We start from the raw sequence: 25,178 nt of genomic DNA, 5'->3' as shown, positions 1-25,178 counted from the left end.
AGTTGCCTCGACAGGAAGAGCCAAGCCGGTTCGCGGTCCGGCACGAGCCCTTCAGGCCCTCTGTAGAATGTCGATCGCCTTTTCGGCATCGTCCAACGAGTCGACCGCGAGATAGGCAATGAACTGTGTGCCAAGTACAGCGGCGGAAACGCCGCGGAGGTTGATCCCCCCGTCTGCCAACATCTGGGTCAATTGCGCGATGATCCCCAGCTGGTCCAGACCCATTACACGAACGGAATGAAGGCTCGGGGTGACGGTGAAGCCCACCTGTGTCGCGGCCTGGATCTCCCTTTCCCCCTGTAGCGGTGCGACAAACACGACCCCCTTGCCCGGTGCCTCCGGCGTGCGACGTGCGACAACGAACTGCAAGTCCACGCCAGCATCCCGCAAAGCGCTTAATACTTGCGCAAGCCCGCCCGGTTTGTCCTCGATGGTAGCTGCCCAAACATCGACGCGTTCCACGATCAGTTCCATGGCTGTCCCTCCCGCCTGATGCATCTCCCTATAAAAATCTACTTCACCAAAGGCTCGCAAGCAAGGCCGGCAGCGTAGGCGACACACGCGAACGCCGGGAATCCCCGGTCCGGCACTGCCAGGTTTGATGCTATGCAACGCCGGCGCTATGCGGCCAGGAAAACACCCGCTTCGGTTTGTCCTCATGCGACGCTTCTCCCGGCAAGCAGCCGATATTGACGGCGCCGACCATCCGGCCGCGGCCGGGAAGCTGCGGCGTGCCAGTCCGCAAGGGATGCGGTACATGCAGGGAACGCTCGCTTGCGGGACGGAACCAACGATTGTGCGCGACAACCTGCGCCATTCTTCTCACGCAACAACTTCGATCCGCATGCGGAGCGACGAGGTCAAGCGGGCCCACCAGATGAGTCGGGCGTTCGCTGCACGATAGGCCCGCTCTGCACGCCGCGCCCGTTCCTGAGGCATTCAACGGCGCCCACAAGTAACAGACGGCGAAGCACGACTCGTATTCCACCTCACAGTCAGCGGCATCTTGTTTCGTTACCGGCGACCTCAATCCTTTCGCATGCGCGCAACTAACGCGAGCAAGCGAGCACTCATTTCCTCGGCCGGCAAGTGCGCGAGCCAACCGTGACCAGGAAGCAACCACTCGAAGCGATACGCGGCCAGCTTGCTCAGCGATTCGGTGAGTGCTGTCCATGAGTACCAGCATGCGTCCCTGAACGCGACGAGGTCCCGCTCGCGTGGGCTCCAGGCAAGCGAATCGCCCGAGAACAGCACGCGATCATCGAGCAGGTACACGACGCTACCCCGAGTGTGTCCGGGCATAGGGACCGCGCGCACGCCGGCCGCAATGCTCGGTGCTGACCCGTCGTCGAGCAGATCCGTAGCATAGGGGGCAGCCGACGAGTCCTCTCGGTGAATCCAGACGCGCGCGCCGAATTGACGCGCGTATTTGTCTGCGTCTGCGACGTCGTCACGATGCGACAGAAGGATGTGCGCAATACCACCGGTGTCGTCAAACCATTTCACGAGCTCCGCCGCATAGCGCGGTGAGTCGATCAGCAGATTGCCGTCCGGACGCACGGCAAAATAAGAATGTGCGCCAAACGACGACCGTGCGTTGAATCCGCAGCGCCACACACCCGATGTGATCTGCTGCGGAAAGATCGCGGCGTTCGGACGAGGCTGTTTCGTCTCGCTGCGTACCGATGCTGTAGGACATACGAGCACCGCACGCCAGGCGGCAAGCTGCTCTTCCGGCGAGACGGGCTGCCGAGCGAAGACGCTCTTGTCGTTTCGTTCGACAATCAGCCCAGGCGCGACGTGACGCGATGCACCACAATTGATGCACGCTGTGTCGATGTACCACTCCCCTGGGACGGAGTCGGTATTGCGTGTGGGCTTCATTTGATGCTCCAGGTCCGAGATAACGCCGTATTGGTGTCCTATCGGCCGCAGTCCGCGATACGGCTACTGGCCCGACCCGCATGCGCACGTCGCCGGTGCTGACGTGCGCACTCACCGGCTCGACGATCGTTAGCGTCTCGCGGTCCTCGGAGCGATTGTCGCGCGGCCATTAAAGTACAGTTGCTCGCGTGGTCTAGCCCGTGTTCCGCGGATGTGTCAGTAAATATAGCGCTAACAAAGTGAAACCGTCGTATCGCTGACATGCGCGTGCGAAGATCTGTTCGGCGGTGAATCGACTCTTACGCTTCGCCCGCCCTGGGTAGGGTGACGAACTTATCGGCTGGCATCGTTCTTTGAGGGGTTTATCATCGCTTCGCCCAGTTTCTCCAAAAGAAATTCGGCGAAGACCGCTACTGCGGGCGGCACCGGTGGGCGGCTCGTGTAGACGAGCTGCAGGCCGAGGCCGGTGCTCTCGCGCCGATAGGTCGGCAGCACGCGCACCAGTTTCCCCTGCGCGATGACTGGCTCAACTATTAACTGCGGCAGTAACGCAATACCCAGTCCAGCTATACAAGCCTGCGCCAGCACTCGCATGTCGTTGACCGCGAACCGGCTGTTGATCGACACCTCCTGACTTCCGCGTGGACCCTGCAGACGCCACATGTTGCGACCCTGGCGATTGGAAATCGTCAAACAGTCGTGTTCGGCCAGTTCACGAAGCGTGCGTGGTGCAGGGCGCCTTTTCAGATAGGCCGGACTCGCCGCGAGGATCATTGCACTCGGCGCCAGCCGACGTACCTTAAAGCCGCTACCGGTCTCGATGCCCATGCGCAAGGCCAGATCGATGCGCTCGGAGATCAGATCGGTCGGCGTATCGTCGAGCAGGAAGTCGAGGCTGATGTGTGGATAGCGCGTGTAGAACTCGACCAGCCATTCCATGCCGATGAGTTCGAACAGGCCTGCCATCGAGGCGACACGAACCGAGCCGGACGGTGCCTGCTCATCTGCATGGAGCCGCCCGATCTCGAGGATCTGGTCAAGCGCCGGCGCATAGCGCTCGAACAGCGCCTGACCTTCCGTGCTCGGCGCGAGTTTGCGTGTCGAGCGATGCAGCAGACGTGTGCCGAGCTGCCCTTCGAGTTGATCGATGCGCCGGCTCAGCGTATTCGCCGGCATGCGCAGACGGCGCGCCGCCTCGGAGAAGCTGCCGGCGCGGACCACCTGGACGAACATCGCCAGATCATTCAGATCGAGCATGATATTTCTCCATAAATGGATTAATCAAATCCTATTTTACCGTCTAGTGCGAAACGCTTTTGATCCCCATACTTGAGGCGTCACACAGAATGCGGCCGTAAAAAGTCACTCTCCCGCTTCGCGGTGGCGTTGCATCACCCGATACCGCGCACGGGCGCGGCAACTTAACGTTTCAAGGAGATTGATTTGAAGAGGCATCTGATGATTGCGGCTGGTGCACTCGCGGCCACGCTGTCGTTTTCGGCATTCGCGGACGTGTCGACGTACCAGTTTGATCCGGACCACACGTACCCGAGCTTCGAGGCCGACCACATCGGTGGCCTGTCGGTCTGGCGTGGCAAGTTCGACAAGTCGCAGGGCACGGTGACGCTCGATCGCGCGGCAAAGACCGGCACCGTTGAAGTGACGACCGACATTGCGTCGGTCAACACGGGTAGCACGAAGCTAGACCAGTACCTGCAGGCGGATCAGTTCTTCGACGCGTCGAAGTTCCCGGAAGCGACCTACAAGGGCACGATCAAGTTCAAGGGCGACAAGCCGGCCGAGGTCGTCGGCAATCTGACGATGCACGGCGTGACCAAGCCGCTGACGCTGAATATCGACTCGTTCAAGTGCATGCCGCATCCGATGCTCAAGCGCGAAGTGTGCGGCGTCGACGCGGTGGGCGAATTCGATCGCAGCGACTTCGGCGTCGACTTTGGCAAGACGTACGGCTTCAGTATGAAGACCAAGTTGCTCATCTCGGCCGAAGCACTCAAGCAGTAATCTCGTTCGGAGATAAGTCTCATGAAACTGTTACACGTAGATTCCAGCATCCTCGGGCAAGGCTCCGTCAGCCGTGATCTGTCAGCGGATGTCGTCGCGACCTTCCGGGGCCGCCATCCTGACCTTGCGGTCACTCGTCTCGATCTTGCCGCCACACCGATCGGCCATCTGACGGCAGCACACCTCGCAGCCGTGCAAGGCGCTCCGGTCGACGATGCATTGAAGTCCGACGTTGCCATGGGCCAGGTCGCGCTCGAGGCGTTCCTGGCAGCCAACATCGTGGTCATCGGCGCGCCGATGTACAACCTTGGCGTGCCCTCTCAACTGAAGGCCTGGATCGACCGCATCTCCGTCGCCGGGAAGACGTTCCACTACGGGGAACACGGCCCGGTCGGACTGTGCGGCGGCAAGAAGCTGGTCATCGCCTCGTCGCGCGGCGGCGTTTACAGCGAAGGCTCGCCAGCCGCCGTCTTCGATCATCAGGAAACCTATCTGAAGGCAGCCTTCGGCTTTTTGGGCATCACGGATATCACCTTCATTCGTGCGGAAGGTGTGGCGATGGGTCCGGAGGCACGCAGCGGGGCCATCGACTCGGCGAAGAAAGAGACCGCCGCGCTCGCTGCGTGAGGTAGCACCGCTCCAACAAGATACTCACTGGAGAACAGCCATGTCGAACACTCAGAAGCTCATCGCCGTCGTCGGCGCAACCGGTCAGCAAGGCGGCGCCGTTGTGCGCGCGCTGCAGGCGAGCGGTCAATTCAAAGTGCGCGCATTGACGCGCAATCCGGCCAAGCATCCGAAGCTGGGTGACGAAGTCGTTCTGGCGGATTTCAATCGTCCGGAAACGCTTAAAGCCGCTTTTGCCGGAGCACATGGAGCTTTCCTGGTGACCAATTCCTGGGAAGCACAAGCAGACGAGCCCAAGCAGGCGCTCGCGGCCGTCAACGCGGCGAAAGACGCCGGCGTACAGCACGTCATCTGGTCGACGCTTCCCAATGTGGAGACGATCAGCGGCGGCACGATCAATGTCCCGCACTTCACGGCCAAGGCGAAAGTCGAATCCATCGTCAGCGAAGCCGGATTTGCGTACCACACGTTCGTGATCGCGCCGTTCTATTACCAAAACCTGATCGGCCTAATGGCTCCGCAGAAACAAGCGGATGGCACCGTGGGTTGGGCGCTGCCGCTTGATCCGGAGCGGCGCGTCATCCATATGGGCGACATCACTGAACTCGGTCGCCTCGTGGTCGGCGCGTTCGCGCAGCCGGAACTCGCGGGGCGCGGCGAACATTTGCCGCTGGTCGGCGATTTCCTGAGCTTCAACGAGATCATCGCCACCCTGAATCAACAAGGAAACACGCTGTCGTTCAAGCAAGTCCCGCGCGAGGTTTTTGCCGGCTGGTTTCCGCACGCCGACGGTATCGCGGCGATGCTCGCCTACTTCGAAGCACACACGTATCTCGGCGCGGATTCGCGCGACGCGATCGCGCTCGCCAACAAAGTCGCCGGCCAGCAGCCGACGAAGTTTGCCGCATGGGCCAAAGCGAACTTCGCGATCCCGGCAGCCATCTGAAAGGAGCCGTTCCATGATGCATGGCATCGACGAACGCAAACGCTGGTTTGCCCTCATCGTGCTCTGCATGGGCGGTGCAGTGGTGTCGGCCGTGTCGCTGTCGCTCATCATGAACCTGTTCACCTCGCCGGCGGACCGCGCGAGGGCGGGGCGGACGGTCACACGTGCTCACCAGATCTCCGGGATCGGAACGTCAGCGATCCAGGCCGTCGGCCAGCAACACACGGCGACGGGGGGAGAAACGCCGCGTCATGAGAAGGCGGCCTGATAGACCTTCGGCGTCACGCCAGTCTGCTGCTTGAACACGCGCGTGAAGTGCGATTGGTCGGCAAAACCCATTCGCGCGCCCACTTCCGCAATGGGCCTGCCGGCTTGCAACAACGGCATCGCACTGCGCACGCGCTCCTGTTGCTGGAAGGCATGCGGGCTCAATCCCGCGTCGCGCACGAAGGCACGCAGCAGCACGAAAGGCGTCACGCCAAATTCGCACGCAAGCGTCGACAAGGTCAGGCGTGCGTGCAGTTCGTCGCGCAGGCGGGACTTGACCGCACGCACCAGCGCCGGCTCGTTGCGCACAACGGGCAGGGCGGCAGACCGGCCCGCGTGTCGCGCATGCATGCCGATGACAGCGCGGGCCAGCGTTTCACTGCGCTTGAAGCTGTCCTCGTCCACCTCGGAACACCAGTTCACGCCGTAGAGCTGCCGTGACAGTTCGGCGTCGACGATAAACGGACTCCGCATGTCGAACCGCTCGCGTCGGGGAATGCCGAGCCTCTCGCAGTAGGCGGCCAGGGCTGCGGGCTGTACATGTGCCACGCGCATCTTCCATTGCCCATCGCCGGCGGCCGAACCGGCGTGCACCACGTCGGCATCGATGATGATCACGTCGCCACGGCGGCACACGCGTCGCTGGTCCTGAACCTCGACCGCCAGCGCCCCACCCGTAATCACCGCAAGGCAATGCGTGTCGTGCGCGTGCGGCGGATAGCGGTGGCCGACGAACTCGCCCTTGAGCATGACGGCGTCCATGACGTCTGGCGCGCGCCAGAGCTTGATCGACTTCGTCGGTCCAGTGGTGTTCATGGTGAGGCTGCCCCTGGAAGTGGCTGGAAGATCTCATCATATTCCTCTAGCCGCGGCATCGGCATGCGCGGTTGCTCGTCGAGATGGGCGATGAAGTCGCCCCAACGCTTGAGCGTGTCGACCCGCTGAGCGCGCGAACAGTAAGGAATGTGCCAGGCAAAGAACGGCTCGAGCACTTCATAACCGACGTAACCCAGGGTCCCCTGTAGCAGGTGACGCAGCATGCCGCCTGCAAGCTCTCCATGTATGGCTTGCGGCCCGAACATGTGCTCCCGGCCGCCCAGGCTTACCCCGACCACCGCGCGCTTGCCGACCATGCCGCCGCGACCGTAGATGCGCTTGCCGCCGTACAGCGCGCCGGACAGGAAGCAGCGGTCGATCCATCCCTTGATAAGCGCAGGCACCGAAAACCAGTAGAGCGGAAACACCAGCACCAGCGTATCGCTGGCTAGCAGCGCGTCGACCTCCCGTTGGATGTCGGGAGCAAGGGCGTTGCGCTCAAGTGCGTGGCGCTGCTCCTTGGCGTAGACGAGGTAGTCGCTGTTGGCGCGTTCGGCGAAATCGCTGGCGCGCACCACGGGATCGAAGTTGAGCGCGTAGAGGTCTGAAAAGCTCACGTCGTCGCCGCGCAACTCCAGCAGGCGTCGGGCTTCATGGGCCATGGCCGTGCAGAAGGAGCGCGGCTCCGGGTGGGCGTGGACGACGTGAACTTTATGCATGAGGGATCGAGCGCCAGGTAACGGCAGGAATGAAGGCGTTCAGGTGGGCAAGCTCGCGCTGGATGGCTTCGCTGGCTGGCAGCGTGGCGCCCTCCAGCAACAGGCGACGCATACTTTGCAACGCTGTCGGCGGCCTGGCGGATAGCAGCGCGCAGTATTCGTCGGCAGTTGCTCGCACATCCGCGTCTGGCACCACGCGCGAAACGAAGCCCTGCTGCAATGCCTCCGCGGCCGTTATCGGCCGGCCGCTCATGAGCCAGTCGCGTGCGCACAAATCGCCCACCCGGCGGGCCAGCAATGCAGTTGCGCCGGCTTCGGGCACGATACCGAGATCGGCAAACGGAAAGCGGAACATGGCCCCCTCGCCGGCGACCACCCAGTCGGCGTGCAGCAGCATCGTGGCACCAAACCCGACCGCCGCGCCATTGACAGCTGCCACGAGCGGCTTGGGCTGGTCCGCGAAGGCCTCGATGCAGCGCGCGACCGCGCCGTCGGCTGCCTGCGGCCACAAGGAACCGAACTCGGCCGTGTCGTGGCCCGAGCAAAAACATTCGCTGGTTCCGTGCAGCAGCACGCAATGAACGCGCACGTCTCCTTGCGCCAGGCGCAAGGTGTTTGCCAACGCTTCGAACAGAGGGACGTTCAGTGCATTGCGCTTTTCCGGACGGTCTATGCCCACAGACCAGACCTGGCCGTGGAGCTCCGCGGTGAGGTTTGCACCCATCATGCGAACAGGGCGAAGCCACCGACCAGTTTGCCGACCTTCTTCCTGGGCCCGACCAGTCCGACTGCCAGGTACTCGAGGGACTCGCCCGGCAACACGCGCACCGCGTGTAGAAAGGCGTCGTAGTCGACGGTGGCCTGTCCTTGCACAGGAAAGTCGACCACGTCGCAGTGCGCGAGCGATTTCTGGCGCAGCGCGTTCAACTGATCGGCCGTGGCTTTGAGAACCGGGATGCCAATGGGAATGAGACCAGGGTGCGCCGTGCCGTCCTGCTCTCGCAAGGGCTCTCCGACGAGATGGCTGTGGCGCTGGCCCAGCGTGAACGCCACCACTGCAGCGGCGTTCGAGGCTTTGCCGGGCGGGAGCGATTCGTCCACGACGATGACACAACGCTCCGGCTCGGGCGGGGCCTCAATGGCGTTAGCGCCGCCTGGTTCGTTTTGCAATAACAAAGCATCTCTCCAGAAAAATAAGCGATGGAGGGAATGCTAGGTAGATTCAGGCCAAAAGTATTGAACGATCTTGCAGCGAGCCGAGGTCGTGTCGGCGACGATGACACGCACGAACCTCCACCTCGTTTCAGTGCGTTGCACGCCGGCGTTTCAGGACGCATGGAGACAAGACGACGCACAACCGCCACATCCCCACGCGCTGCACTGCCCTGGCGCGCCAGCATGCATCCAGATCGATGCGCAACGCACGATTTGAGTGACCCGCGCACCACCCTGGACCGATCGAAAACCCTTTTCCCGACCTCGCGGCTCCGTCAAAACCCGTTTGCTCCAAGCCATTTCTGTCCGTCAAACATCGTTCATTCCATTTTGGACATCGGGTCCTTCGTTTCCGGCCAATTGTTTGTACGACACGGACAGCGACGCAGGTCCGGCGTGGAAGTCGCTAGAAATGCCCCGTGCAAGCGCATGTCCACATCCCTCAACACATCGATCGTCAACAGGAGAGAGTCATGAAACAGTCAGAGGCATACACGCTCAGCATCGGCGTGCTGGCAGTCGTCGATACCTGGCTGACCGGCACGGTCTTCCCCGTCCCGGTCTGGGTCACGTTCATCGCGTGGGCATCGTTCTTCGTGCTCGGCGGAGGAACGGCGGGATTCGTCAAGAGCGTCGCGTCGAATCTCACCGGCCTCGTGATCAGTTCGCTGACGCTGCTCGCGATCGCGACGACGAGCAACACCGCCATCGCGATCGCGATATGCGTTGGCATCGGCAGCGCGGCGATGGTGCAGGCGTCGAAGATCAAGCTGCTCGACGTCCTGCCGGCGATCGTCTGGGGCTTCGCCGCGACTGTCGGCACCACCGTGGCCACCGGCAAGGCGATCACCACCGCAGGCCTGTCCAACCCGGCGCTGGCCGCCGCCGCCGCGCTCGTGACGGGCGCGGTGTTCGGGTTCGTGTCGGAGGTAATCGGCAACGCGCTGACCTTCAAGCGCGAAGTGCGCCTCAACTAGCTTCGCGGGCGGCCGCCCGCTCCCGGCACGCAACCGCAGAAAGGCGTCAATCTGACCGTATTGGTCTGTTTCGACATTTTTAGCCATCCGCACATGCAGTTTCTGCCAACGTCGCTACGCGGCGGGACAGCGGCGGTTTTGCCACGCGAAAGCCGTTATTTTGTTGATATATCAGCGCTGCCCGGCGCCCACGGAGTCGAAAGATGCGTATCAGGAAGATCCCAACCACCGTCGTTACCGGCTTCCTCGGCGCCGGGAAGACGACCCTCGTCAACCACATTCTCGACCGCACGCGGCCGATGCCGATCGGCATCGTGGTCAACGAGTTCGGCGAAGTCGGTATCGACGGGCAACTGATCGTCGCCGACGAGGAAGCGGTCATCGAAATCAACAACGGCTGCGTGTGCTGCACGGTCCGCAGCGACCTCGTCGAGAGCGTGCTGCAACTGCTGGCGCGCTACGGAGACAGGCTCGAGCGGCTGATCGTCGAAACGTCTGGTCTCGCGGATCCCGCGCCGGTCTTGCAGACATTCCTCGCCGATCCCGATGTGCGCGAGCGCGTCGAACTGGAATCGGTGATCGCGGTCGTCGACGCACGGCACGCGCACGGCCAGCTGAGCGACGACATCGCCCGCGAGCAGATCGTGTTCGCCGATCGCATCGTGATCAACAAGACGGATCTCGTCGCACCGTCCGCCCTCGCCGCGCTCGAGTCCAGCATCCGCGGGCTGAATCCGACCGCCACGCTCGATTTCGCGATGCGCTCCGCCGTCGCGATTGACACGCTACTAGGCCGGCGCAGCTTCTCGATCGACAACCTGCTTGCCGTCGAGCCCGGCCTGCTCACCGAAAGCGAACACGACCACGAGCACGACACGAGCATCGCGTCCTGCGCATTCCATATCCCCGGCGAGCTCGACGGCGTTCGCTTCAACCGCTGGGCGAACCAGCTCGTGCAGTCGCATGGCGCGACGCTGCTGCGGATGAAGGGCGTGTTGAACGTGAGCGGTGAATCGCGGCGCCTGCATTTTCACAGCGTGCACATGCTCATGGAGACAAGTTTCGGCAACGCCTGGACCACGGACGAGGCGCACGAGAGTCGCTTCGTCGTGATCGGTCGTGCGCTCGATGCGGACGCGCTCCACGCAGGCCTGCTCGATTGTGTCGCCGGCGCCGCGGCGCAACCGGCCATGGCAGACCTCTCGGGCTAACGGCAACACCGCGCTACACGAGCGCAACCCACATCCAGCGTCACGCGAACAATGCGCTTCACCGCGCAGGACCTTCATCATCCGTTAGGAGTACACCGTGAAACTACAGCACCATCTTGGAGGCATCGAGAACCTCGGACCCGTCAATCTCGATACGCGGGTCTTCGCCGAGCCATGGGAGCAGCGCATCTTCGGGATTCACACCGCGATGATGGCCGAGAGCGCGCATCTCGCCGATGCATTGCCCGCCTATTCCATCAAGGACCTGCCTACCACGTTCAAAAACGACTGGACGTGGGCGTCGTTGCGCACCGGCGCGGAAGACATGCAGCCGTTCGAATACTTCAAGTATCGCTATTACGAGAAGTGGCTCGGCGGCATCGCGCAGTTCTTCGTCGACTCGGGCTATATCAGTGCGCAAGAGCTCGAGGAGAAAAGTGCGTTCTATCGCGCGCACCCGAATGCCGTATTACCGGATCGTCCGAGCGCGCCGATTGCCGCGCAGATCAGTGCGTATCTGCAGCAGGGCGATTCCGGCTATCACGAACCCGATCGCGCGCCGCGCTTCGCAGCAGGCGACAAGGTTCGCATTGCCGACCCGGAGGCGGTCGACCACACGCGCCTTCCCGGCTACCTGCGCAACAAGACCGGCACCGTCGCCGTCGTCTATCCGGGCAGCTTCTCGTACTTCGTATCGACGGGCGTCGACGGTATCGGCAAGCCGATGCCCGTCTACCGGATCGCATTCGACGCCGCCGACATCTGGGGCTCGGGTAAGAGCGAACCCAACACGACCATCTACGCGGACCTGTACGAAGCTTACGTACAGGCCGCCAACTGAGCGCAACTATCTTACATGGGACCGGAGTAAGTGCTTTGCATGGGACCGGAGTAACGCGCTAAAGCGCGAACTCTGGTCGACAGCTAAAGCGCTAACTCCGGTCGACACAAGGCAAACGACATGAGTGAAATCTTTGGCTTTCCGAAAGACCGCGAGGCAACCAGCGCAGCGAAAGTGCGTGCGCTCGAAGCACTGCTGATCGAGAAAGGCGTGATCGGCAGCGAATCGGTCGACACAGTGCTGCGTCATTTCGAAACCGTCGCGGGTCCGTTCAACGGCGCGAAGATCGTGGCCCGTGCGTGGGTCGATCCCGAGTACAGGAAGCGGATCGTCGCGGACACGCCGGGCGCGATCGCCGAACTGGATCTGCCGGCCGGCATGACCGGCGCCGAAGGCGAGCACATGGCGGCGGTCGCCAATGACGAGCAGGTGCACAACCTGATCATCTGCACGCTGTGCTCGTGCTACCCATGGCCGGTGCTGGGTCTGCCGCCGTACTGGTACAAGGACCCGGTGTTCCGCGCGCGCGGCGTGCGCGAACCGCGCGCCGTGCTGCGCGAGTTCGGTGTCAACGTGCCGGACACGAAGGAAGTGAAGGTGTGGGACAGCAGTGCGCAGATCCGCTGGTTTGTGATCCCCGAACGCCCGGCGAACACCGAAGGCATGAGCGAAGATGAACTTGCCGCGCTGGTCACACCGGAATCGATGATGGGCGTCGCGCTCGTCGCGGCGCCACCGGCCTAGGAGCGCGCAATGTTCACGCGATTCGAGGAATACGCCACGGCATCGATGCTCGGGGATCCGGACTCGCCGCCACGCCTCGACGGCAAGCTGCTCTTCACCAACCGCTGGGAACGAGACGTGTTCGGGCTTGCCCTGTCGCTCTCGAAAGCGGGCTGTTTCGAGTGGGAAGCGTTCAGGCAATGCCTGATCGCGTCGATCGCCCGATGGGAAGCGCTGGACTGCGCGAACCAGCCGCGCTGGGACTACTACGAGCGCTTTCTCGAGGCCTTGCTGAGCGTGATCGAGTCGAGCGGCACGCTCTCCGCGGCCGAACTCGAGCGCGTGCTGGCCGTCCGCCGGGCTGCGCCCGTTATCGCCTGCTGATCCACGATGTCAAATCGTACAGACTACAAAGGAAACCCGTGATGACCAGCTTAACCGGAACCGCGCGCCCCGCCGCTTCGACGCGAGGCAGGATCGTCACGATGTATGTGGCACTCGGGCTGATCAACCTGTTCGCATGGGCGTGGGCATGCGTCGTCCTGCGCACGTCGCCGGCGCTGGCCGGTACGGCGTTTCTCGCGTACAGCTTCGGCCTGCGTCATGCGATGGATGCGGACCATATCGCGGCGATCGACAACGTCACGCGCAAGCTGATGAACGATGGCAAGCGTCCCGTCTCCGTCGGCTTCTTCTTCGCGCTCGGGCACTCGCTGACGGTGGTCGTCGGCGCCGTCGTCGTCGCGGTGGCCACGAAGGCGTTGGTTCACCATTTCGATGCGTTCAGGGAAACGGGGGCGATGATCGGCACCGCGGTGTCGGCGTCGTTCCTGCTTGCGATCGGCGCGGTCAACGTCGTGCTGCTGGCGGACCTGGTGCGGGCCTTTCGTCGGATGAGAAGCGGACGGGCGCAGCCGATCGGCGACTCGCGGCTGCTGCAGTTCGACGGCAATCTGCTCGCCCGCGTTTTCAAACCGCTGTTTCGTCTCGTTCGCTCGAGCTGGCTAATGTTCCCGCTCGGCATTCTGTTCGGGCTCGGCTTCGAAACCGCGACCGAAGTGGCATTGCTCGGCACCTCGGCGTCGCAGGCATCGGCAGGCTTTTCGATGTGGACGATCCTCGTGTTTCCTTGCCTGTTCGCCGCCGGCATGCTGACCGTCGACACGACCGACGGGATCCTGATGCTCGGCGCCTACGGCTGGGCCTTCGTGAGGCCGCTACGCAAGCTGTACTATAACGTGACGATCACGTTGATCTCGACGGTCGTCGCGCTGCTGATCGGCGGGATCGAGGCGCTTGGCATCGCGAGTCAGGCGCTCAGCCTGTCCGGGCCGTTCTGGCATTTCGTCGATACGCTCAACGACAACTTCGGCATGCTCGGCTACGCGATCGTCGGGATCTTTATTGTCGGTTGGATCGTCTCCGCGTTGCTCTATAAACTCAACGGGTACGATCGGGACGTCGCCACGGCCTGACCGGCGCGTCGCGCGGCATATCGCGCCGCGAGGTCGCCGCCGCGCGACGACCCACGTTAGCGTTCAACCGTTTCACGTATTCGCGGGTGACCTCGATGAAGCGTATCAAGATCGGCATGGTGGTGTTTCCCGGCTTCCAGCTGCTCGACATCGCGGGCCCGCGCGATGCATTCGCCGAAGTCCGGATCCTGAGCCGCGGCGGGTGCGAATACGAAATGCTCACCGTGGGTACGACACGCGGCACCGTGCAATCCTCCAGTGGGCTGACGGTGATGCCGGATCGCACGATCTTCGACGTATGTCCCGAGTTCGACACGATCATCGTGCCAGGTGGCCTCGGCATCTTCGATGCGTTCGAGGACCCCGCGCTGAGCGAATGGCTGCGCCAGCAGTACCGGCGCGCGAGGCGAGTCTGCGCGATCTGCAACGGCCTGTTCGCGCTTGGGCCCGCCGGTCTGCTGGACAACCGCGTGGTCACGACTCACTGGATGGACGTACCGAGGCTCTCGGCGACCTTCCCGAAGGCACGCATCGAGCCCGATCACATCTACGTCAACGACGGCAGCATCTACACGACGGCAGGCGTGACCGCCGGCATCGACCTGTCGCTCGCGCTGATCGAGGAAGATTTCGGCAAGGTGATGGCGCTCGACGTCGCGAAATACCTGATCGTCTATCTGCGCCGCGCGGGCGGCCAGTCGCAGTTCAGCCCGCTGCTCGAATCGCAGGCGGCGCCGGGATCGCAGACGACTGCGCTGCAGCAGTACATTCTCGACAACCTGCATGTCGATCACACAGTGGCGTCGCTTGCGGAACGCGTCCATATGAGTTCGCGCAATCTCGCGCGGACTTTCATCAAGGAATGCGGCGTGACGCCGATCACGTTCCTGAGCAACGCGCGCATCGACGCCGCGCGTCGCTATCTGGAAGCCACCGATCTGTCGCTGCGCGAGATCGCGAAGCGCTGCGGATTCGACGGCACCGATGCGCTGCGCCGGGTATTCGCACGCCGACTGCAGATCAATCCCGCCGAATACCGCGACCGCTTTCGCACCGAAACCAAGGCGCACGCCGAGCGCGCGCCGCGCAAGGCAAAGCCTGCGGTCCAGAAGGCGCCGAAGCGGTCCGCTGCGCGCAGCGCATCGAGCGACGCACCGGCATCGCAGGATCTGCATTAAACGGCTTCAACGCGTCGCGCCGCGACCACCGCAGTCGACCCTCATCGGATATCGGAACATCTCCGAAGCGGCCGTTCGTGTCCGCTGCCTGAACACGGCGACGCCATTGACCACGTCCGGAAAGGTCGGTGACTCCAGATGTCAAGCTTCCGCCATCAGGTCAATGGTTCAAATTTCAGAGACGCTCATAGGCGCCGTTGCCTGCACGCGCGAGGATTGCCTTCGCAGCACAGTTTCGTCGATCCACGGGGGCAGCGGTTGAACTAAAGGCAGATGCGCCGGTGACAGATCACACGGGGAAAAAACGACTGGCTCACTATGGGGCTGCTGTCCGCTACGGGCAGCAGCTAACCTTAAGGAGCCAAAATGAAAGCCGTTTTTGACAGCTTGAAAAAAAACCATACCTCCCCATCGCTTCCTGCATTTGTGGCCTCGCGCATCGAGCAATATTACCGGGAGCGGGTAACGGAAACGTGGGGAGGCGGGCACATCATGCGCGGTCGCATCCCGGGACCGGATGCGCTGCATCTGTCGAGCAACGACTATCTCGCGATCGCGCGCCACCCCGACATCATTCGCAGTATGGGCCGAACATTGCGGTCGGACGGCAACGGACTGCTGATGTCGGGCATCTTCCTGCACGGTGATTGCCCGCAGTTGAAGTTCGAAAACCGGCTGTCGACGTTCATGGGCGCAGAGGCAGGGGTGCTATGTCAGTCCGGCTATACGGCGAATATCGGACTGATCCAGTCGATCGCTTCGGCACGAACGCCTGTCTACGTGGACATGATGGCGCACATGTCGTTGTGGGAGGGTATCCGCAGTGCGGGCGCGATCCCGATACCGTTCAGGCACAACGACACGGCGCATCTCGAGCATCAGATCGCGCGGCATGGGCAAGGGGTCGTGCTGGCCGACTCGGTTTACAGCACGAACGGTAGCGTATGCCCGCTTGTCACGTTCGCCGATGTATGCGAAAGGCATAAGTGCGTGTTCGTGGTCGACGAGTCGCATTCGCTCGGCACGCATGGTCCGCGTGGAGCGGGACTTGTTGTCGAACTTGGACTTGAGTCTCGTGTCGCGTTCCGCACAGCAAGTCTTGCGAAGGCTTTTGTCGGCCGGGCTGGCTTCATCACCTGTCCAGCCAGTTTCCAGGAGTACTTCAAGTTCGAGTCGAATCCTGCGATCTTCAGTTCCACGCTGTTGCCTCATGAGATTAGTGGGCTGGACGCGACGCTGTCGGTGATCGAATGTGCCGACCGACGGCGCACGAGACTTGCGTCGAATGCCGCCTGGCTGCGGGAGCGGTTGAGGGAGCTTGGGTATAACCTGAATGACGGTGAGAGCCAGATCATCGCGCTCGAAGCGGGTACGGAACAGCGCACGATCGTGTTACGCGATGCATTGGAGTCACGGGGCATTTTCGGTTCCGTGTTTTGTGCACCGGCGACGGCGCGCAATCGTGCGCTGATCCGGTTGTCGATCCACGCTGCGTTGACCGACGCCCAGATCGAAAGGATTGTGAGCGTCTGTCGTGACATTCGCGGCGAGGCTGAGCTTGACAGATGGCCCTCCACCCGGCGCCTCGGGGCCCGGCTGTCGTCCCGCGGACACAGCCATGAGCAAAGTACGGCTGACAGTGCGTTAGCGGTCTGATAGCGGCATGACATGGAGTTCACATGAGTGAACTCCATGTCTTCTGTATGTCGCGGTCCAGCCACTCAAGGTAGCGGTCGTAACTCAGCACGTGGCTCAGATCAAGCCCGGGCGGGTTGGGAATCACGGCATAAACGTAAGTCTGTTGCCCTGTAAACTGTGTTGCCGGGTGCATATGGCTCTCCCACGCGATGCCGTCCGCTGGGAAATACCCGCTGGTTTGCCAGAAGTACGGCAAACTCCCGCCGCTGTCCAGGGCGTCGAAAAAGCCCACTGGTGCGCCTTGTACGCTGGCTATCTCACGCAGACCCCGCAGCGTTTCGTTCGTGTGGACAATCAGCAGATAGGACTTGCCGGTACTGTCGAGCATGAGTAGCCCGTTTGGCGAGTATGAAAGGTAATGTTCAACAATACCGAGCGAATCAAAGAGTTCTCTTACCCGCGCGACCAGCGCTTCGTCACGCAAAAACGTATATTCCGATGTCACCAGCGTGTCGAGGATGGACTGACACCTGTTATCGAAGTATGCATGCTGCATATCGCGCACCGCGCGATTTAAAGCACTAATGGCCGATGTGTCCTGCTTGCGAATGAAGCGATGAATGATGCCTTCGTTGAAGCTCTCCACCGCGATGTGCTCGTTCGCCTTTCCGGTCAGCATAATCTTGCGTACAGCAGGGTCAGTAATGTGGCGGCAGAATTCAAGACCATTCAGCCCTGGCATGTCGTAATCCACGACGACAACCGATGCTGCCTGAAACCGGTCGTTGTCGAACACCTGATTGCGGACGGTGTCGACGCTCATCGCGATGACGTGCTGAGCCTCGTCCTCATCGGTTCGGTCCCGGTACGGAGCGAAGATTTGTTCCTCAGGTGCACCGGGACGAGGGCGTTCATTCACGAACCGCAGGGCTTCCCTTGACGAGCTGAAGAGCCGGAAGGCAAGGCTCGGTTCGAGTTGCAGGCACAGATTCGACAGGAATGCGGGGTTGTCGTCGACGAACGTGACCGTTGTCGGAAAATAGAATGGTTTGATCGTATCCATCATCATGGCCTGGGAAAGGTCAACACAAACTCGGTATACATGGACTCGATAGACGTACAGTCGATGGAGCCGCCCATCACGCGCATGACGTCACGACAGAATGCGAGGCCGATGCCGGTGCCGACGGAGGCGTCATCTGCTTCAGCCGATGACGTATAGAAGCGCGTGAAGATGTGGGGAAGTACATGGGGCGCGATGCCGACGCCGGTATCGCGAAAGAGGAGTTGGTTCGCGCGTGGTCCAGGCGCAAGCCGGATCGAGATCAGGGCGCTGTCGACATCTGCCATTCCGCGGAACGCATTTTTTAGCAGATTGAAGAGCACATGGACCACCAGCATGCTCGAGCCTTCGAACGTGAAGTCATTGATGAGATCCGTGAGCACCCGTTGCTGCTCTCCTGCGCGAAATGGATAGCGGTTGAGCGCGGTCTCCACACATTGCCTGATCGAGCAATGTGTGACCTGTTGGGAATGCCCGTCGGTGAACCGTGCGTTCGCGAGCAGCATGTCGATAATGGTATTGGAATGAACAGCCTCCTGCTCAATGCGGGAGAGTACTCCGTCCATGGAACGAAGGTGAGCGGCGCGGATCTTGGGAACACGTAGCCCGCTGTCTTGAGCGATGCCGTACGTTTCGAGTAGTAAAGGCAGGTAGCTTCCGAGGCCCGCGGCGCCGGCACGGATTGCGAGTAGCGGGGTACGCAGTTCGTGGGCAATACTACCGGCGGTTGCCAGCATTGCCCGTTCCTGCTCGACCCGGATACGCTCCGTGTCATAGTTGGCGATGACGCCGATCGCTATCGCAAACGAAAAAATCGCCAGATGGATCAGATACGACGTGTTCACGCTGACAGCGTCGGTTGTTGCCCAATAGGCGAGGTACGCCAGAGCAATGCCGATCAGGAAATTGAGCAGCAGCATGAGCCAGTCGAGCAGCAACACCATGACGAAAGCAGCAATCAGCGCGCTTTCGACCCAGACGTTCGAGCCATTGTTTTTCAACAGCATGAACGTGAAAAAGAACGGCAGTGAGTAAAAGATTGTCGCGTACCAGTAGTACGGCATGAGCTTTTTCGCCCACGACGGCCAGCGGTCGGAAAATAGAATGGGAATAAACAGCGCGGAGCCGACCAGCCGCAGCGGCAGATTTTCGTAAGGCTGGGGAAAGAGATCGTTCCAGATATAGTAATAGAGCGGGAAGCCGACGATCGCAATGATCGAGAAGGGGCGCATCCGGCGGCTCACGTATTGCAGGTTTCGCAAGGCAGGAGCGAACACCTGGGCAAGGAGTAGGCGGATCGGCATCAACGTGCGGGCGCCCTGCGTTGGTATTCTCGTTGTGTCCATTACTTCCAGAAAAGGATTTACCCGGTTTCTCAGGCAAGGTTCCGGCGGATGCTTCACGCGGCACCATCTGGATTATATGGCGCGCGCATTTGTGCGCCCCAATTTACCAACCTGTCGAAGTTATTTGCCACGGCCCCGGCACAAATCTTGACCTAAGGTGACGCCGATGTCACGGCAAATCATTGCCTTCAACCGCTTTGCCAACTGTTATCCGCGTACATGGTCTTGTAACCAGGGGAAGAATGAGCTGGTACGTATGCGTATTGAATCAAATGGCGGTTCGTAATTGAGGCGGGAACCACCCGATATTTGCAGCGATATGTGAGGCGGTTCATTCACCTCGGAACGGTCGATTTTGCAAATGGTCGAATTCGATTCGCGCCTGTTCAACCCGAAGCCGTGAACAAGAGGGGTAGACATGAAAGCAATCGAAAGCGTGTATTCGTCCATGCATATCGGCTCGCGGGCGGCCGTGTGCCTGCTGGCGGCGGGGTTTGCCGCTTCAACCAGTTCCGCGGCCGGTGCAGAGTCCATCCTTCTGCCTCAGGATGCGCCGCACTACAGGACAGGAGACAACTGGACCTATCTGTGGTCCGACCTGCTGTCCGGAAAGAGTAAAACCATCACGCAAACCGTGACCTCCGTCCATGCCGATGGGAGTGCATCTCTTCTGTTAGGACCCGGAGGCGGGCGTGTAGAACTGACCTCTGAAGCAAACGTGATTCCCAACGAGGCCGCCCAGCACGCCTGCAGTATCGCGCTTCATTTTCCGCTGCGAGCCGGAACGCGCTATGAGGCGGACTGCCAGGCCGCCGGCGAAGCGGGCACGACTGTGCTGCGGCGAGCCCAGTGCGAAGTGGAAGGTGTGGAGGCGATCAAGACAGGGGCAGGCTCATTCTCCGCGATCAGGATCAGGATGAGGGGAGTCTGGTCGCCGCAATCTGGCGCTGGAGGTGGACCGATGGAGGAGACACTGTGGTATGCCCCTGCCGTCAAGCGCGTTGTCCGGGAGGAGTTTCAAGGCCGCCTGGCCGGAAAGGGCGTACCCGCGACGACCGCAACCGAACTGGTGCGTTACGCGGTGAAACCATAGCGCGCGTTTTCCCATATGGCCACTCGCGTGACTTAGCGGTTCGAAGGACCGCTCGTGGCCGGACAGCGACCAATGGTCGATCGCCATCCGGCGGCGCCTGGGTTCAAACTTCAGTCTGCTCCACCATCTCAAGCGCATCATCTGCCTCGATGCCAGGAGATACCTCGAGGTAAAGGGGGAACGTTGCAGAGCGTTCAATCCATTGCCGCGCTGGCTTCATCCATGCTCGATGCCAAGCAGCCGCGCGTCCAGCCGCCGCGCTAGCGCCGCGCCGCCTTCGCGCATCACTGCATCGTGGTTCCATTGGAAAACCGGTCGCAACAACGGCGCCAATGCATTCATCCATGCGCGGTTCGTATGCACGCACCAGTCATAGCGGACCACGGTAAGGTTGTGTCGGTCGGTCGAAAAGCTCCACCGGCCGGCGCCCTCGACGTCGCCACTGGCTTCCCCCTCCAGCGCGACCAACGGGTCGACGCGCGTCACCCGCATATCGAACACGAGGCGATAGGGCAACCAGCCTTTCCACGTATAGCGTTGTACGACGCCCACGCCCTGATCGGAACCCGCCTCCAGCTGATCCACGCGCTCGACGTTATTCCACCACTCGGGCCAGCGCGCCGAATCCTGGATTGCCGCCCAAACTTCCTGCACTGGCGCATCGATGCGCCAAATGGTGGAAAACCGGTATTCGACCGTCCGCAAGCTGCCTCCGTTCTTAGAATTCTTCTAGAGATTTTGTCAGATGCTCACTGCACTTGCCATCACCGGCGAAACAGCACCGCGTTTCCACCACTCGATATCTCGTCGAGCCATCTGCAACAAAATGTAGGGCAGCTAGAGGTAGCCGGCCAGTGCACGAGAGCCGACGGCCGAGAGCTTCACCTCCACCAAACCCGGCCGACTGCTGACGCGACCGCCTCATGTCGACGCTTCTCAGCCGTAGAGGGCCTCACGCGCGAACGGCAGCTATTCCAGGTAGAGCGGCCATACTCGCGCCGCGATCGGCGACCGTTCCGCCTTTGCGGTTGTTCGACCATGCAGGCTGGCAAGCAGTCTTTTCAGAAATCGCGGTTCTGTACCACATTGACACCTTTGCTGACTACAATTAAGCAGTGACAGCGGGCGGTGGGGACTACCGCGAATAGGATAGCGCCATGACTGCATACCTGATTGCCGATGTCGATGTAAAAGACTCCGTCCTTTTTGAAGAGTACAAACGAGAAGTACCTGCTACCGAGGCGCGCTACGGCGGAAAATATTTGGGCCGTGGTGGTCTAACCAAAGTTCTTGAAGGCGATTGGCAGCCGCATCGTCTCGTCATCGTTGAGTTCCCGGATATGGACTCCTTAATGGCTTGGTATGACTCGCCAGAGTACGCCCGCCTCAAGGCGATCCGTGAAAAATGTGCGACGACAAGGATTATCGCGCTCGAAGGGGTTGCGGCCGTATCCTCGTAGTAAGTGATTTAGGCGGAAGAGTTGTCGGTTACAGCCGACCGTCGAAAGGCTGTCCTTCCCTCGTGAACGGTCCTTCGCGAATCGATCGCGAAGGACCGTTCATGGCCGATCGAAGGCTATTTGACAAGCATAAACCGGTCGGCGTCGGTCATTAGCATTGGGCCAAACCGATCACGATGTTCGTGATTGCGTCGGCCCTTTAGGCCGTGGCATTCTTCGTCAATTGTACTTTTCCCTGAGCGAATGGCGCACCGACTCAAAACACGAAATCACCCTTCCTCAACCGGTACGCCTAACGATGTCCAGGAGAATCTCTCGGACGACGTCATGGATCGGTTGCGGCACGCGCAGATCGTCCAGCTGGAAGGCCGAGTAGCCGAGTTAGAGTGCACTAAGATAGGGGTGAAAACCGAGGGAACCCAATATGGTGTTACCCACGGAACAATGCGTTCGTTTCGATTTCAGGTGAATGGAATCTCCGTCGTCTTATATACGCCCGAAAGCGCCATCCCCAACTACAGTAAGGTGGAGTTGCCGCTTTCGGAGGGCGCGGTGTTCTGCGGCAGGCGACCTGGAGCGCCCAGCTATCGCTACAAAAAACGGACGCATGACGCACGTGATCAAACTGGAGTTGCTTCAATGCCGCTATCCGTGTGCGCATTTCAAGTACCTGCAGCACGGATTGCCCGCGCGGCCTGTTAGCGTCCCGGGCTCACTCGCCTGGTGGCGAGCAAGCCTCAACCGCGGAGCGCCACAGTAGCCACAATGAGAGCCGAGAAGATCAGCGCCGGGGCGACATGCCCGAACGGCTCCCGGTTTCGTAGCAACGTGAAGAGCACGGCGACCAGGATCGCACCGGCCAGCGTTAGGCCCAAGACTCTGGTTTGTTGTCCAAAAAGAAGTGCCGCACACAACAGCTCAAGAGCGCCACAGAGCAAATGAAACCATGCCGGGTAACCCCAGCGCGCGAAGTCGCGCTTCACCGCGCCGCGTCCTGCAAGATTGACCACCCCAGCAACCGCGAACAGAACCGCTACGATCATCGCGAGAATCGACTCGAAAGATGCACTATCCCACGCCATGGTCATGCTCCGTTGCTTTGCTGAAAGTGCTTTTGTTCAGAGAGGTCCGCAATCAGGCCGAGGCCGTGGGGTTCCCACGCAAGAACTCGCCGGGCATGCTGGCCGCTTACTGTCTGATCGAGCGCCAGTGCGTCAGCGAACGGTCCAAGCGATTTGCGAGCATCGTCGAGCGGCCAAAATTCGACGCGGTCGGCGCCGACCGAGGCCCGAATCGCTTCGCCCATTTCGGCAACGGCAACGGCATCTTCCGCGACCACGTTGAAGATCTGTCCCGTGACTCGACCGTCCCCGCTTGCCGCCCGCTCCACCGCGCTCAGGTAGGCCGTGGCGAGATCATCGACGTGAACGGCAGGCCAGTGGTTGCGACCATCGCCGACGACTCTCACACTGCCGGTCTGACGGACCATGCCGGCAAGCATGCCGAAGACGCCGCCGCCGTAGCCGTGCACCATCGCCGGCCTGAGGATCACTGCAGCAATCGAGCGGCGTGCTGCTAGCGCCAGCACCTGTTGCTCCACTGCGGGCCGCCAGGCGATGAGTGGTGTCGGATTCAGCGCCGATGCTTCAGTCGCGGGCTCCCCCTCCGTATTGCCGTAGACCCAGGTGCCCGACGTATAGACAAACGCCGCGCCCGGATGCAAATGCGAAAGCATCGCTACAGCCGCGGCCTCGTCAGCAGCAGCGGCGGAAGCATCGTTGGTCGACGCCATGTGCACCGCGCCATCAGCGGCACCGGCAGTCGCAGCGAAAGACTGTGGCTCGCGCAGGTCGCCGGAATGCAGTGTCACACCGAGACGTGCCAGCGCGCTGGCGGCAGCCGAGCTGTCCTCGCGCACCAGCGCCGTCACCTGATGGCCGAGGCCGATTGCCTTGCGCGCGACCGCTTGCCCGATGAAGCCAGTCCCACCTGTCATGAACAGTTTCAAAGCGTTCTCCAATGATTGGCTGCGAAGTTGAATAGTCACACAAACGAGACCCATCAGTCTCGTTTTGGCAACTCTAAACGAGACTGGCCAGTCTTGTCAACTACTCGGCGATCTGTTATTTATCTGGCATGGACACTTCTTCTCTCCCCGACCTGAGCCCGCTGCAACGCCGTAAGCGGTCCGCCATCCTCGACGGCGCGAAAACCGTTTTTTTAAGCCAGGGTTTCGGCCTGGCAACGATGGACGATGTCGCCGCGGCCGCTGGCGTCGGCAAACAGACGGTCTACCGCCACTTCAAGTCGAAGGAGGCGCTCTTCGTTGGTCTGGTGAGCTCGATGTGCGCTCAGGTGGGCGGACTTCTTGCCAGCGCTCAGGACGAGCAATCCGATGGATCACCCGAAGTCGAGTTGCGCGAGTTGGGATGGGTGTTGGCACAAATCCTCATCGCGCCGGATTATCTGCGGCTTTACCGGGCCATCGTTGCTGAAGCCGAGCGTCTTCCGGAACTCGGCCAGGTGTTTTACGAAAATGGTGCAAAGGGCGTGCGTGCCTTCGCCGCAAAAATTCTGCGAAAGCGATTTGACGAATCGACTGCTGCATTGCGGGCAGCGACATTCGTTCAGTTGGTGCTAGGCGACGCGTATCTGGAACTGTCAATTGGCTACACGGTGCCCGATGTTGAAGCGCGCTTTGCACTGCAGATTGACGAGGCGGTGGCGGCTGCACTTCGCTAAGGAGCGCCGCATAAGATGTCGAGCCACTGCATGCGGAGCGCAACAGCTTGTAGCGCGGGAAGCAAGACACCGCGTTCCCGATTCCGAACGCGGTCGCCCACCGGTTCCCGCACGATCCAGGCGCGATTCTAAAATTGTGAATGTCGTTTTGTGGCCGAACTCAGCCTTATCATGATCGGCTCAGTTCGACCCACAAGAGACAGTCGCCCCTCTTTGAAACGGTCATTCAGTGCCCGCAAGTCACACCCGTAGAAAGAAGCGACTCCGCCGTCTATGCGATCATCCGGTACATTGACCCGACTACCGGAGATCATGATGAGCAGCAAGTGGTTTTCGAAATTCGCGAGCTACCTTTCCACGATGACCGGTAGGCCCGCCTCCTTTGTGATGGCCGTCGCCCTTGTGATCGTGTGGGCGACGACCGGCCCGTTCTTTCATTACAGCGACACATGGCAACTCGTGATCAACACGTCGACCACGATCGTCACGTTCCTGATGGTTTTCCTGATCCAGAACACGCAGAACCGCGACACGGCGGCGATGCAGATCAAGCTCGACGAGCTGATCCGCGCAATGAAAGGTGCGCATAACGCGCTGCTCGATCTCGAAGAACTCGAGGAAAAAGACCTGAGCCGTTTCCGGAAACACTACGAAAAACTGGCGGAAGAAGCGCGGACCGCGCTGCGTGCGGGCGGCAGCGACACCGATTCGCCGTTCGTCGACAACCACGATGACAATGATGACGACCGGCGAGGCGATGAGAATCGCGATGGCAAGCCGGGGACCGCGCCGCTACGCGGCTAGCAAACGCGCTGTCCGACTGCGGCGCGCATCCGCTCGATGAGCGTCAACACCTTGGCCGGCGCTTTTCTAGGCGGCAAGCGAATGACCGAAAGTGGCCCAACCCAGACCGACGACGCCGCAGCGCCGCTCGG

General features: G+C 61.2%; 28 protein-coding genes. 16 read left to right on the top strand and 12 right to left on the bottom strand.

Annotated elements, in window-relative coordinates; all coding sequences use genetic code 11:
• Positions 1–51: 51 nt before the first annotated feature.
• The 3 genes from WN982_RS34030 to WN982_RS34020 form a co-directional block, all read right to left on the bottom strand.
• Positions 52–474 carry an ACT domain-containing protein gene (locus WN982_RS34030; RefSeq protein WP_341316402.1) on the bottom strand — a complete coding sequence of 141 codons (423 nt, stop codon included), beginning with the start codon at positions 472–474 and terminating at the stop codon, positions 52–54.
• Positions 475–1,026: 552 nt separating this feature from the next.
• Positions 1,027–1,884, bottom strand: coding sequence for an MBL fold metallo-hydrolase (locus WN982_RS34025; protein ID WP_341316401.1), 858 nt, complete (start codon positions 1,882–1,884; stop codon positions 1,027–1,029).
• A gap of 333 nt (positions 1,885–2,217) precedes the next feature.
• A complete protein-coding gene (locus WN982_RS34020) occupies positions 2,218–3,141 on the bottom strand; it encodes a LysR family transcriptional regulator (protein ID WP_341316400.1) in 924 nt (307 codons plus the stop codon).
• Between the two features lie 186 nt (positions 3,142–3,327).
• On the opposite strand from WN982_RS34020, the gene WN982_RS34015 reads away from it, so the two are divergent.
• From WN982_RS34015 to WN982_RS34000, 4 genes are read left to right on the top strand one after another with little or no spacing between them, the layout of a single operon-like run.
• Positions 3,328–3,906 carry a YceI family protein gene (locus WN982_RS34015; protein ID WP_341316399.1) on the top strand — a complete coding sequence of 193 codons (579 nt, stop codon included), beginning with the start codon at positions 3,328–3,330 and terminating at the stop codon, positions 3,904–3,906.
• Between the two features lie 21 nt (positions 3,907–3,927).
• Positions 3,928–4,533, top strand: a complete 606-nt coding sequence (locus WN982_RS34010) for an FMN-dependent NADH-azoreductase (protein ID WP_341316398.1) — start codon at positions 3,928–3,930, stop codon at positions 4,531–4,533.
• A gap of 40 nt (positions 4,534–4,573) precedes the next feature.
• Positions 4,574–5,479, top strand: a complete 906-nt coding sequence (locus tag WN982_RS34005; protein WP_341316397.1) for an NmrA/HSCARG family protein — start codon at positions 4,574–4,576, stop codon at positions 5,477–5,479.
• Between the two features lie 13 nt (positions 5,480–5,492).
• Positions 5,493–5,747: a hypothetical protein gene (locus WN982_RS34000; RefSeq protein ID WP_341316396.1), complete on the top strand. Its 255-nt coding sequence runs from the start codon at positions 5,493–5,495 to the stop codon at positions 5,745–5,747.
• Here the strand turns inward: WN982_RS34000 and WN982_RS33995 are convergent.
• Genes WN982_RS33995 through WN982_RS33980 form a run of 4 tightly spaced genes read right to left on the bottom strand, consistent with a single transcriptional unit; the run spans position 5,729 to position 8,457 of the window.
• The gene (locus WN982_RS33995) at positions 5,729–6,562 is read right to left on the bottom strand and encodes an AraC family transcriptional regulator (RefSeq protein WP_341316395.1); all 834 of its coding nucleotides are present in this window, start codon (positions 6,560–6,562) and stop codon (positions 5,729–5,731) included. The two genes, WN982_RS34000 and WN982_RS33995, sit on opposite strands and share 19 nt — an antisense overlap.
• The gene (locus WN982_RS33990; RefSeq protein ID WP_341316394.1) at positions 6,559–7,281 is read right to left on the bottom strand and encodes an NAD(P)H-dependent oxidoreductase; all 723 of its coding nucleotides are present in this window, start codon (positions 7,279–7,281) and stop codon (positions 6,559–6,561) included. Before WN982_RS33990 ends, WN982_RS33995 begins: the two co-directional genes overlap by 4 nt.
• Positions 7,274–8,005, bottom strand: coding sequence for an enoyl-CoA hydratase-related protein (locus WN982_RS33985; protein WP_341316393.1), 732 nt, complete (start codon positions 8,003–8,005; stop codon positions 7,274–7,276). The genes WN982_RS33990 and WN982_RS33985 overlap by 8 nt, the downstream gene beginning before the upstream one ends.
• The gene (locus tag WN982_RS33980) at positions 8,005–8,457 is read right to left on the bottom strand and encodes a DUF2000 domain-containing protein (protein WP_341316392.1); all 453 of its coding nucleotides are present in this window, start codon (positions 8,455–8,457) and stop codon (positions 8,005–8,007) included. Before WN982_RS33980 ends, WN982_RS33985 begins: the two co-directional genes overlap by 1 nt.
• Before the next feature lie 512 nt (positions 8,458–8,969).
• Here WN982_RS33980 and WN982_RS33975 point away from each other — a divergent pair.
• The 8 genes from WN982_RS33975 (at position 8,970) to cqsA (ending at position 16,557) form a co-directional block, all read left to right on the top strand.
• Complete coding sequence (locus WN982_RS33975; protein ID WP_341316391.1) at positions 8,970–9,473, top strand: DUF1097 domain-containing protein; 504 nt, start codon at positions 8,970–8,972, stop codon at positions 9,471–9,473.
• Between the two features lie 203 nt (positions 9,474–9,676).
• Positions 9,677–10,684, top strand: a complete 1,008-nt coding sequence (locus tag WN982_RS33970; RefSeq protein ID WP_341316390.1) for a GTP-binding protein — start codon at positions 9,677–9,679, stop codon at positions 10,682–10,684.
• Between the two features lie 97 nt (positions 10,685–10,781).
• Positions 10,782–11,525, top strand: coding sequence for a nitrile hydratase subunit beta (gene nthB, locus WN982_RS33965; protein WP_341316389.1), 744 nt, complete (start codon positions 10,782–10,784; stop codon positions 11,523–11,525).
• Between the two features lie 120 nt (positions 11,526–11,645).
• Positions 11,646–12,269, top strand: a complete 624-nt coding sequence (gene nthA, locus WN982_RS33960) for a nitrile hydratase subunit alpha (RefSeq protein ID WP_341316388.1) — start codon at positions 11,646–11,648, stop codon at positions 12,267–12,269.
• A 9-nt stretch (positions 12,270–12,278) separates the two neighbouring features.
• Positions 12,279–12,632, top strand: coding sequence for a nitrile hydratase accessory protein (locus WN982_RS33955; RefSeq protein WP_341316387.1), 354 nt, complete (start codon positions 12,279–12,281; stop codon positions 12,630–12,632).
• Between the two features lie 41 nt (positions 12,633–12,673).
• Positions 12,674–13,723, top strand: coding sequence for a HoxN/HupN/NixA family nickel/cobalt transporter (locus WN982_RS33950; protein WP_341316386.1), 1,050 nt, complete (start codon positions 12,674–12,676; stop codon positions 13,721–13,723).
• A gap of 95 nt (positions 13,724–13,818) precedes the next feature.
• On the top strand, positions 13,819–14,901 hold the full coding sequence (locus WN982_RS33945) for a GlxA family transcriptional regulator (protein ID WP_341316385.1): 1,083 nt from the start codon (positions 13,819–13,821) through the stop codon (positions 14,899–14,901).
• Between the two features lie 366 nt (positions 14,902–15,267).
• The gene (gene cqsA / locus WN982_RS33940) at positions 15,268–16,557 is read left to right on the top strand and encodes an alpha-hydroxyketone-type quorum-sensing autoinducer synthase (RefSeq protein WP_341316384.1); all 1,290 of its coding nucleotides are present in this window, start codon (positions 15,268–15,270) and stop codon (positions 16,555–16,557) included.
• A gap of 19 nt (positions 16,558–16,576) precedes the next feature.
• Here cqsA and WN982_RS33935 read toward each other — a convergent pair whose 3' ends face one another.
• Together WN982_RS33935 and WN982_RS33930 are read right to left on the bottom strand one after the other, a co-directional pair.
• A complete protein-coding gene (locus tag WN982_RS33935; protein ID WP_341316383.1) occupies positions 16,577–17,602 on the bottom strand; it encodes a response regulator in 1,026 nt (341 codons plus the stop codon).
• Between the two features lie 2 nt (positions 17,603–17,604).
• A complete protein-coding gene (locus WN982_RS33930; protein ID WP_341316382.1) occupies positions 17,605–19,005 on the bottom strand; it encodes a HAMP domain-containing sensor histidine kinase in 1,401 nt (466 codons plus the stop codon).
• A gap of 361 nt (positions 19,006–19,366) precedes the next feature.
• Here WN982_RS33930 and WN982_RS33925 point away from each other — a divergent pair, with 361 nt between their 5' ends.
• Positions 19,367–20,041 carry a hypothetical protein gene (locus tag WN982_RS33925; protein WP_341316381.1) on the top strand — a complete coding sequence of 225 codons (675 nt, stop codon included), beginning with the start codon at positions 19,367–19,369 and terminating at the stop codon, positions 20,039–20,041.
• 216 nt (positions 20,042–20,257) lie between these two features.
• Here WN982_RS33925 and WN982_RS33920 read toward each other — a convergent pair whose 3' ends face one another.
• Positions 20,258–20,746 carry an SRPBCC family protein gene (locus tag WN982_RS33920; RefSeq protein ID WP_341316380.1) on the bottom strand — a complete coding sequence of 163 codons (489 nt, stop codon included), beginning with the start codon at positions 20,744–20,746 and terminating at the stop codon, positions 20,258–20,260.
• Positions 20,747–21,198: 452 nt separating this feature from the next.
• Between WN982_RS33920 and WN982_RS33915 the strand changes: the two genes are divergently transcribed.
• Positions 21,199–21,501, top strand: coding sequence for a DUF1330 domain-containing protein (locus WN982_RS33915; protein WP_341316379.1), 303 nt, complete (start codon positions 21,199–21,201; stop codon positions 21,499–21,501).
• 737 nt (positions 21,502–22,238) lie between these two features.
• Here the strand turns inward: WN982_RS33915 and WN982_RS33910 are convergent.
• Both WN982_RS33910 and WN982_RS33905 read right to left on the bottom strand, forming a co-directional pair.
• On the bottom strand, positions 22,239–22,583 hold the full coding sequence (locus WN982_RS33910; RefSeq protein WP_341316378.1) for a DoxX family protein: 345 nt from the start codon (positions 22,581–22,583) through the stop codon (positions 22,239–22,241).
• A 2-nt stretch (positions 22,584–22,585) separates the two neighbouring features.
• A complete protein-coding gene (locus tag WN982_RS33905; RefSeq protein WP_341316377.1) occupies positions 22,586–23,509 on the bottom strand; it encodes an NAD-dependent epimerase/dehydratase family protein in 924 nt (307 codons plus the stop codon).
• A 128-nt stretch (positions 23,510–23,637) separates the two neighbouring features.
• Between WN982_RS33905 and WN982_RS33900 the strand changes: the two genes are divergently transcribed.
• Both WN982_RS33900 and WN982_RS33895 read left to right on the top strand, forming a co-directional pair.
• A complete protein-coding gene (locus tag WN982_RS33900; RefSeq protein ID WP_341316376.1) occupies positions 23,638–24,243 on the top strand; it encodes a TetR/AcrR family transcriptional regulator in 606 nt (201 codons plus the stop codon).
• A gap of 312 nt (positions 24,244–24,555) precedes the next feature.
• Entirely contained in the window at positions 24,556–25,047 is a 492-nt protein-coding gene (locus WN982_RS33895; protein ID WP_341316375.1) for a low affinity iron permease family protein, read from the top strand.
• The last annotated feature ends 131 nt before the right edge of the window (positions 25,048–25,178 follow it).

This window comes from Paraburkholderia sp. IMGN_8, assembly GCF_038050405.1.
Taxonomy (GTDB): domain Bacteria; phylum Pseudomonadota; class Gammaproteobacteria; order Burkholderiales; family Burkholderiaceae; genus Paraburkholderia.
This window is presented reverse-complemented; position numbering and strand designations above follow the sequence as displayed.

What these genes read in the sequence shown, in the direction of transcription:
- WN982_RS33985 (WP_341316393.1), bottom strand. Translation starts at nt 8,005, where the DNA reads ATGGGTGCAAACCTCACCGCGGAGCTCCACGGCCAGGTCTGGTCTGTG.
- WN982_RS34020 (WP_341316400.1), bottom strand. Translation starts at nt 3,141, where the DNA reads ATGCTCGATCTGAATGATCTGGCGATGTTCGTCCAGGTGGTCCGCGCC.
- WN982_RS33990 (WP_341316394.1), bottom strand. Translation starts at nt 7,281, where the DNA reads ATGCATAAAGTTCACGTCGTCCACGCCCACCCGGAGCCGCGCTCCTTC.
- WN982_RS34025 (WP_341316401.1), bottom strand. Translation starts at nt 1,884, where the DNA reads ATGAAGCCCACACGCAATACCGACTCCGTCCCAGGGGAGTGGTACATC.
- WN982_RS34010 (WP_341316398.1), top strand. Translation starts at nt 3,928, where the DNA reads ATGAAACTGTTACACGTAGATTCCAGCATCCTCGGGCAAGGCTCCGTC.
- WN982_RS33910 (WP_341316378.1), bottom strand. Translation starts at nt 22,583, where the DNA reads ATGGCGTGGGATAGTGCATCTTTCGAGTCGATTCTCGCGATGATCGTA.
- WN982_RS33950 (WP_341316386.1), top strand. Translation starts at nt 12,674, where the DNA reads ATGACCAGCTTAACCGGAACCGCGCGCCCCGCCGCTTCGACGCGAGGC.
- WN982_RS34005 (WP_341316397.1), top strand. Translation starts at nt 4,574, where the DNA reads ATGTCGAACACTCAGAAGCTCATCGCCGTCGTCGGCGCAACCGGTCAG.
- nthA (WP_341316388.1), top strand. Translation starts at nt 11,646, where the DNA reads ATGAGTGAAATCTTTGGCTTTCCGAAAGACCGCGAGGCAACCAGCGCA.
- cqsA (WP_341316384.1), top strand. Translation starts at nt 15,268, where the DNA reads ATGAAAGCCGTTTTTGACAGCTTGAAAAAAAACCATACCTCCCCATCG.
- WN982_RS33955 (WP_341316387.1), top strand. Translation starts at nt 12,279, where the DNA reads ATGTTCACGCGATTCGAGGAATACGCCACGGCATCGATGCTCGGGGAT.
- WN982_RS33900 (WP_341316376.1), top strand. Translation starts at nt 23,638, where the DNA reads ATGGACACTTCTTCTCTCCCCGACCTGAGCCCGCTGCAACGCCGTAAG.
- WN982_RS33975 (WP_341316391.1), top strand. Translation starts at nt 8,970, where the DNA reads ATGAAACAGTCAGAGGCATACACGCTCAGCATCGGCGTGCTGGCAGTC.
- WN982_RS33945 (WP_341316385.1), top strand. Translation starts at nt 13,819, where the DNA reads ATGAAGCGTATCAAGATCGGCATGGTGGTGTTTCCCGGCTTCCAGCTG.
- WN982_RS33925 (WP_341316381.1), top strand. Translation starts at nt 19,367, where the DNA reads ATGAAAGCAATCGAAAGCGTGTATTCGTCCATGCATATCGGCTCGCGG.
- WN982_RS34030 (WP_341316402.1), bottom strand. Translation starts at nt 474, where the DNA reads ATGGAACTGATCGTGGAACGCGTCGATGTTTGGGCAGCTACCATCGAG.
- WN982_RS33995 (WP_341316395.1), bottom strand. Translation starts at nt 6,562, where the DNA reads ATGAACACCACTGGACCGACGAAGTCGATCAAGCTCTGGCGCGCGCCA.
- WN982_RS34000 (WP_341316396.1), top strand. Translation starts at nt 5,493, where the DNA reads ATGATGCATGGCATCGACGAACGCAAACGCTGGTTTGCCCTCATCGTG.
- WN982_RS33895 (WP_341316375.1), top strand. Translation starts at nt 24,556, where the DNA reads ATGATGAGCAGCAAGTGGTTTTCGAAATTCGCGAGCTACCTTTCCACG.
- WN982_RS33970 (WP_341316390.1), top strand. Translation starts at nt 9,677, where the DNA reads ATGCGTATCAGGAAGATCCCAACCACCGTCGTTACCGGCTTCCTCGGC.
- WN982_RS33915 (WP_341316379.1), top strand. Translation starts at nt 21,199, where the DNA reads ATGACTGCATACCTGATTGCCGATGTCGATGTAAAAGACTCCGTCCTT.
- WN982_RS33935 (WP_341316383.1), bottom strand. Translation starts at nt 17,602, where the DNA reads ATGGATACGATCAAACCATTCTATTTTCCGACAACGGTCACGTTCGTC.